The sequence below is a fragment of the Sulfuricurvum sp. genome, from assembly GCF_049305995.1.
Lineage (GTDB): Bacteria > Campylobacterota > Campylobacteria > Campylobacterales > Sulfurimonadaceae > Sulfuricurvum.
Map to the genome: position 1 here is coordinate 1 of NZ_JBAQPS010000090.1, position 7,522 is coordinate 7,522.

At 41.9% G+C, this 7,522-nt stretch carries 7 protein-coding genes; all 7 read left to right on the forward strand.

Annotated elements, in window-relative coordinates:
- Nucleotides 1–1,118: sensor histidine kinase (locus tag WA010_RS03050; protein WP_422555703.1), on the forward strand; the 1,118-nt coding region annotated here is incomplete at its 5' end.
- Entirely contained in the window at nt 1,099–1,764 is a 666-nt protein-coding gene (locus WA010_RS03055) for a response regulator transcription factor (protein ID WP_422555704.1), read from the forward strand. The genes WA010_RS03050 and WA010_RS03055, both read left to right, overlap by 20 nt.
- Nucleotides 1,765–1,894: 130 nt before the next feature.
- Complete coding sequence (locus tag WA010_RS03060; protein ID WP_422555705.1) at nt 1,895–3,247, forward strand: OprD family outer membrane porin; 1,353 nt, start codon at nt 1,895–1,897, stop codon at nt 3,245–3,247.
- A 13-nt stretch (nt 3,248–3,260) separates the two neighbouring features.
- Entirely contained in the window at nt 3,261–3,575 is a 315-nt protein-coding gene (locus tag WA010_RS03065) for a DUF485 domain-containing protein (protein ID WP_422555706.1), read from the forward strand.
- Nucleotides 3,575–5,239, forward strand: coding sequence for a cation acetate symporter (locus tag WA010_RS03070; protein ID WP_422555707.1), 1,665 nt, complete (start codon nt 3,575–3,577; stop codon nt 5,237–5,239). The genes WA010_RS03065 and WA010_RS03070 overlap by 1 nt, the downstream gene beginning before the upstream one ends.
- A 102-nt stretch (nt 5,240–5,341) precedes the next feature.
- Complete coding sequence (locus WA010_RS03075; protein ID WP_422555708.1) at nt 5,342–7,165, forward strand: putative nucleotidyltransferase substrate binding domain-containing protein; 1,824 nt, start codon at nt 5,342–5,344, stop codon at nt 7,163–7,165.
- A partial coding sequence (locus tag WA010_RS03080; protein WP_422555709.1) for an exonuclease domain-containing protein occupies nt 7,165–7,522 on the forward strand: 358 nt, incomplete at its 3' end. The genes WA010_RS03075 and WA010_RS03080, both read left to right, overlap by 1 nt.

The window sequence follows — 7,522 nt, forward strand, 5'->3', positions numbered from 1 at the left end:
TTTTTTCATCTTTGCTTATTTATGATGAATATCGTCAATTTGCAATGGTAGCAGGAGATTCAATTAAGGGTATGTCGGGAGATGAACATGCTCTTAGAGGTCGACTGATCAAAATTATTGTCGAAATCGCAACATTAGCTCTTATTTTATTTGGCTTTATCATCGGTATTTCGAAGATTGTCAATAGTATGATAGCACGAGATATGGAACGATTTTTAGAGTTTTTTGAATCGGTACATACAAAGGCTGAAGCTATCACGGCAGATGATCTCTATTTTACCGAATTCAAACGGATGGCAGGATACGCAAATGAGATGGCATACACCATTTATGAACAAAAAGAGTCATTGCAGACACTAAACACAGGTTTAGAAGAGAGAGTACGTGTTAAAACACAAGCTTTACAACAAAAAAATGAAGCGCTCGAAGAAGAGCAAAAATTTTCACAGGGGCTTCTTGAATCACACAAACAGTTTATCCGTTATGCAATTCATGAGACGCATACACCATTATCGGTCATTATGGCCAATATCGAGTTATTTAGTATGAATGAGGGGCGTAATCGTTATCTGGCTAAAATCGAAGCGGCAGTCAAAAATATTTTTAGTATTTACGATGACTTGAGTTATTTGGTCAAAAAAGATCAAATTGAATATCCGAAAAAAGCGATTGAACTAGGGGAATATGTCAAAAAACGGCTGGAATTTTTTGATGAGGTTGCCCATTTCTCAAATCTTACGTTTAATTATTATGAGCCGGAATTTCAATCATGGATACAGTTTAATGAGACTAAACTTCAACGGGTTATCGATAATAACCTGACCAATGCGATTAAATATACCAAAAATGGGGAAGAGATTCGTGTCGGAGTAGGATGTAATCTGCAAGGGTGTATTTTTTGGGTAGAGAGCCGATCTCAAAAGATACATGACCCTCAAAAAATTTTTGAAGCCTACTATAGAGAACGTAAAAAAACCGATGGATTCGGTTTAGGGCTAAGTTTGGTAAAATCCATCTGTGATGAAGACGGTGTCGAGATTAAAATTTCTTCTGATAGCGAGTTGACCCGTTTCGAATATACTTTTAAAAAGGGTAGCATTGAAAATTCTCCTTCTTGAAGATGAACAGATGCTCAGTGAAGCAATTAATGAATATTTGCTCTCTTCAGGGCATAGGATTACTTCATTTTATGATGGATGTGATGCTTTGGATACACTACAAAAAGAGACATTTGATTTGTTGATTTTAGACATTAATGTCCCCGGAATTGATGGATTGGATTTGTTGGAGCAGCTTCACGCTCTGAAAATTCGTCCCCCAACTATTTATATTAGTGCGCTTATTGATATCGAGGGAATTAGTAGAGCTTACGATTTGGGGTGTTACGATTATTTGAAAAAACCGTTTCATCTCAAAGAACTCTCGCTGCGGATTGATAAGGTGATGCAAAATTGTACGGTTCCTCAGAATCATCTTCGATTATCTAAAAGTTATAGCTATGATGCATCAACTTCGACTCTCCTGTGTGAAAATGTAACTCAGCCGTTGACGAAACGGCAGCTACAAATGATCGATCTTTTAGCTCGAAATCGAGGGCGTGTGGTCGATTTCGAGCAATTTCGGAATTATGTATGGGATGAAGAGTACGTCGATAATGCCACAATACGGGCTGAAGTGAGCCGCTTGAAAAAAAGCCTTAAAGAAGATTTTATTCAAAATATCCGTGCTTTAGGTTACATGATCGATATTCCTCGTTCCTCTTGAGTTACTTTTTTACACATTTATTCTCTCTTCTAGCAGTTTATGACGATTAATTTATCTAATTTTCCGATTGCTATGTTCGTGCTACGCTTTATTTTCATAATGGCAGTGTGAAAAACTTAAAGGAGTGAGGATGAGAGGTACAGTATCTCTATCGCTTTTAGCGTCGGTTTTAGTATTCAATACTATAGCAGCGGATGATTTGACCGGAATATTCAAAGAGGGGAAAGCAAGCGGACAAATTCGTGCTTTCTATATCGACCGTGATTATGATGGGTATACTAACGCAACGTCAGTTCATCGCAACGCCACTGCTATCGGCGGATATTTGAAGTATGAAACAGGTGCGTGGAACGGATTAAATCTCGGTAGTGCCTTTTACACAAGTAATGGTTTGTTTTTAAAAGATAAAACTACCACGACGGGAGCGGATAACCCTGAAGTAGATCCGACGTTATTGGGCAAAAGCAATGAATCAACTACGTATCTGGGGGAAGCGTATGTCCAGTACAAAAATGGTAACACTACGTTTAAAGGTGGACGCCAAAAGCTTGATACTCCGATGGCGGGAAGTGATGACGCACGTATGCTTCCAAACCTTTTCGAAGCGTATGTATTAAGTAATACGGATGTAAAAGATACAACGTTAATCGCAGCACATGTGACTAAATTCGCTCAAGGATCATTCGGACGAGTCTACAATGGCGGTGTATTAAGTGTAACATCGGGTTATTCTCTCGTGGATTCAAAAACTCATGTAGGTGAATTCGTTGATATGGGAACCTATGCTATCGGTGAGAATACCGGAGGGGTCAGTGTCGCGGCGGCAATTTACTCAGGAATTTCGGGATTGAAACTTCAACTTTGGGATTACTATGCTCATGATATTCTCAATGCCATCTATGGTGAGGCAAATTACGGATGGTCATACGCAAGCGGTGTAGCACCGTATGTAGCGGCACAATGGATTAGTGAGAGAGATGTCGGTACAAACTCACTAGCAGCTTTAAACAAAGTACAAAGTGATTTTGTTGGAGCAAAAACAGGTGTTAAAGTAGCGAATTTTGATTTTTCAGTAGCAGCTTCACACAATACTAAAAATTCTGATGCAGCAATTGGTGGCGGAACCATTTCTCCATGGGGCGGTATGCCGGCATATACGCAAGGGATGGTAACACGTCACCAGTTTATGGCGGGGACCGATGCGCTAAAAGTTGCGGCTGCGTATGATTGGAAAAATTATGGTGTAAATCTTAATACCAGTGTATACTATGTTGAGTACGATATGGATCCATTAAATGGCTATTCAAATGCTGCTGCATCGGATGAGTCAAGTGAATCCGGATTTGATATTATTTACAATCCACAAACCGTTAAAAATCTCCAGTTGCGTCTTCGTGCAAACTACGCACGCGACTTTCAAGAGACAACTGCCGGTGATGTTAGCTGGGACGAATACCGCGTTATTGCAAACTATAACTTTTAAAGGAGGTTAAATTATGAAACAAGATATGGTTGATCGTATTAAAAACGATCCTGATTTTTTACAGCTCACTCGTGTACGTAGCAAGTTTGCTTGGACATTGACGATCGTTATGTTGGTGATTTATTTCGGATTTGTATTGGTCATTGCATTTGATCCTGCACTTCTAGGGACTCCGTTGTCTGAGGGGTCAGTAACAACAGTTGGGATTCCGGTCGGTGTCGGTGTTATCATCAGTGCATTTATCCTTACAGGGATTTATGTCCGTCGTGCAAACACTGAATTCGATGAGCTCACGGCACGAATCAAAGCAAAAGCAAAGGGAGAGTGATGAAAACGTTACTATTAGTACTTCTTACTAGCTTTGCGGCGTTCGCAGGCGAGGCGTTAACTGGAGAAGTTGAAAAACAAGCACTGAATATGTCAGCGATTATCATGTTCTTGATCTTCGTTGGGGCGACACTCGGTATTACTTACTGGGCGGCAAAACGTACCAAAACGGCAAAAGATTTCTATACTGCCGGCGGAGGGATCACAGGATTCCAAAACGGTATGGCGATCGCGGGGGACTATATGTCTGCGGCATCATTTTTGGGGATTTCTGCCCTCGTTTATGCGAAAGGGTATGATGGTCTTATCTACTCTATCGGGTTCTTGGTCGGTTGGCCGATTATCTTGTTTATGGTCGCTGAACAGCTTCGTAACCTCGGTAAATATACGTTCGCTGACGTTGCATCGTATCGTTTGCGTCAAACCCCTATCCGTACTTTGGCGGCGTTTGGTTCGATCTTGACGGTTGTATTGTATTTGATCGCTCAAATGGTTGGAGCCGGAAAGCTTATCCAACTTCTTTTCGGTCTTGATTATGAAATCGCGGTTATTCTCGTCGGTGTATTGATGATCCTCTACGTAACATTCGGTGGGATGTTGGCGACAACGTGGGTTCAAATCATCAAAGCATTCTTGCTCCTCTCAGGTGCGACGTTTATGGCGATTGCGGTTATGGCTCACTATAACTTTAATTTCGAATCATTGTTTGCTACTGCGGTACAAATGAAAGAGACGACCTCTATCATGGCTCCGGGTGGATTGGTGAGTGATCCGATTTCAGCGATCTCTCTTGGTATTGCATTGATGTTCGGTACAGCGGGTCTTCCGCATATTCTTATGCGCTTTTTCACCGTTAGTGATGCGAAAGAAGCACGTAAATCGGTTTTCTATGCGACAGGGTTTATCGGGTATTTCTATATCTTGACGTTCATCATCGGTTTCGGTGCGATCGTTATGGTTTTCCAAAATCCACAATACCTTGACCTAGCTAAACAAGCGGTTGATGGCGGTGCTCCGATCCTCGGTGGTGATAATATGGCGGCAATTCACTTGAGTCATGCGGTTGGTGGAGACTTCTTCCTCGGATTTATCTCTGCGGTAGCGTTTGCAACGATCCTTGCGGTTGTTTCCGGTCTTACATTGGCGGGTGCATCGGCGATATCCCATGACTTGTATGCAAGTGTACTTCGTGCCGGACGTGCGGATGGAATGATGGAGATGAAAGTTTCTAAAATTTCAACTGTTGTATTGGGTATCGTAGCAATCTATCTCGGTATTGCGTTTGAAGATCAAAACATCGCGTTTATGGTAGGACTAGCATTTGCGATTGCTGCATCTGCGAACTTTCCGATTTTGTTCCTCTCTATGTATTGGTCTAAACTCACGACTCGCGGTGCATTGCTCGGTGGATCACTCGGGTTATTGACAGCGGCAGTTCTTGTGGTACTTGGGCCAACCGTTTGGGTGGATGTATTGAAAAATACGGAAGCAATTTTCCCTTACAAATATCCGGCTCTTTTCTCTGTGAGTGCAGCGTTTATTGGAATCTGGTTCTTCTCGATTACTGATAAATCAGAAAATGCAGCAAAAGAGAAAGAGGCATACGAAGCTCAATTTATCCGAAGTCAAACGGGTATCGGTGCTGAGGGTGCTGTTGAGCATTAAATAAATACGTCATTCCCGCGAAGGCGGGAATCCAGCTCTTTTTTTAAGATGGATCCCCGGGTCAAGCCCGAGGATGACGAAAATATATCTTAGGAGACACTTTTGAGTCTATTTGACCAAAAAGCGCTATTGATGTCAATTCACCCTTTCGACCTTCTCGGCGAGAGGATGATTGAAAAATTGATGACCCAAATGGACATCGCCTATTACCCGAAGGAGACGGTACTCATCGCTCCTCGGGTGAGGGCGGAATCCCTCTACATCATTATCAAAGGTATTGTCAACGAAACCATCGAGGGTGAACTCCAAAATGTGTATGGGGAGCGCGACAGTTTTGACGCGAACTCCCTTATATACGGAAATACCCAAAGCACCTTTAGTGTCGCCGAAGATCTCATCTGCTATGAACTCCCCAAAGAATTTTTTCTGGGTCTCCTCCAAGATGTCGAACCTTTTCAAAATTATTTTATGCAAGACTTTATCACCAAGCACCAAAACCTAAAAGAGCGACAGCACCAAAACGAGCTGACTCCATTTATGGTTTCTCGTGTTGATGAGATCTATCTGCATACTCCGTGTTTTGTTGAGGCTCAAACTCCGATTCGTGAAGCGTTGCAACAAATGGCAGATCAAAACGCCAATGTCATTTTGGTGAAAAAAGGAGAGGAGATCGGTATTGTAACCGATACCAATCTGCGTGAGAAGTTACTGCTCAGTGACAAAAGCCGAAACGATCCGATCCATGAGATTGCGACGTACGGGTTGATTACGATAGAGCGGAGTGATTTTCTCTTTAACGCACTGCTGCTTTTTACAAAACACGGGGTCAAACGACTGATTGTGGTTGAAAACGACACGATTGTAGGGATATTGGAGCAGCTCGATTTACTCAGCCATTTCGCTAACCATACCCATCTCATAGCCGCTTCAATCGATCGTGCAGTGAGTATCGATGAACTCCAAAATGCTCAGCGCTCGCTCACCCATCTTGTTAGATCACTGACTACCAAAGGGGTACGGGTTCGCTACGTTTCTAAACTCGTTAGTGAACTGAATGCGAAAGTCTATCGCAAAGTGTTCGAGATGGTCGTTCCCGCAGAGTTCCAAGATAAATGTGCGTTGATCGTGATGGGAAGCGAAGGGCGTGGCGAGCAAATATTACGCAGTGATCAAGATAATGCCCTCATTGTTCGAGACGGTGAAAATCTCCAAACGTATGAGCCGTACATGATGCAGCTTAATGAGTATTTACTTCAGTTGGGGTTCCCAAAATGCAGTGGGAATGTGATGGTCTCTAATCCGTACTGGCGTAACAGTGTTTCGGGGTATCAGAACAAAATCACGGAGTGGAGCCAAACGCTCAGTGAAGAGGCGTTGATGGGATTATCAATTTTTTTGGATGCCCATTGTGTCGCAGGGGATGAAACGCTTTTACGTGAGTGTCAAAATTATTTGTTTGAGCATTTTGAGGGGCGGAGTGATATTTTGGCCCATTTGGCAAAAGCGGCTTTAGCTTTTGAAACTCCTTTGAGCTTATTCTCAGGTTTCGTTTTGGGACGTGCAGAACACGGGAGTGAGTTGGATATTAAAAAAGGGGGAATTTTTGCTATCGTTCATGGTATACGTATCCTTTCTTTGGAATATAAAATTATGTACACTAATACGACGGAGCGAATTAAAGAACTTAATAACCTTGGTTTATTCGACAAACGTTTTGCGAGTGAATTGATCGAAGCGTATGACACACTTCTCAGTATCCGTCTACGTTTTATTCTTGGACAAAAACAGGGGTATAATGCTCAAAATTATGTCAATCCAAAATTGCTTAGCAAAGCTGAACGTGATCTTCTAAAAGATGCATTTAAGATCATTAATACTTTTAAAAAGTTTTTGACTTACCATTTTCATTTGGGAATGGTGGTGTAATGTTCACTTCAATCAAACGTGTATGGAACGCTCGTGGATTGAAGGATGAAAATTATGCGTGGATGTTTGAACCTTACAATGGCGATGAAGTGGTTGTGGTTGATACGGAGACAACGGGGTTGAATACTAAAAAAGATGTAATATTGAGTATTGGTGCGGTTAAAGTTAAAGGGGATCGAATACTTACGTCGGAAAGTTTTGAAGTTTTTTTAAAGCCATCAAAAGAGATAAGTGTCGAGAGTATCAAAATTCATCATATTCGACCATGTGATTTGGAATATGCACTTGAACCGTTAGCGGGGGCAAAAAAGTTTCTCGATTTTATTGGAAATCGTCCCTTGGTTGGATATTATCTTG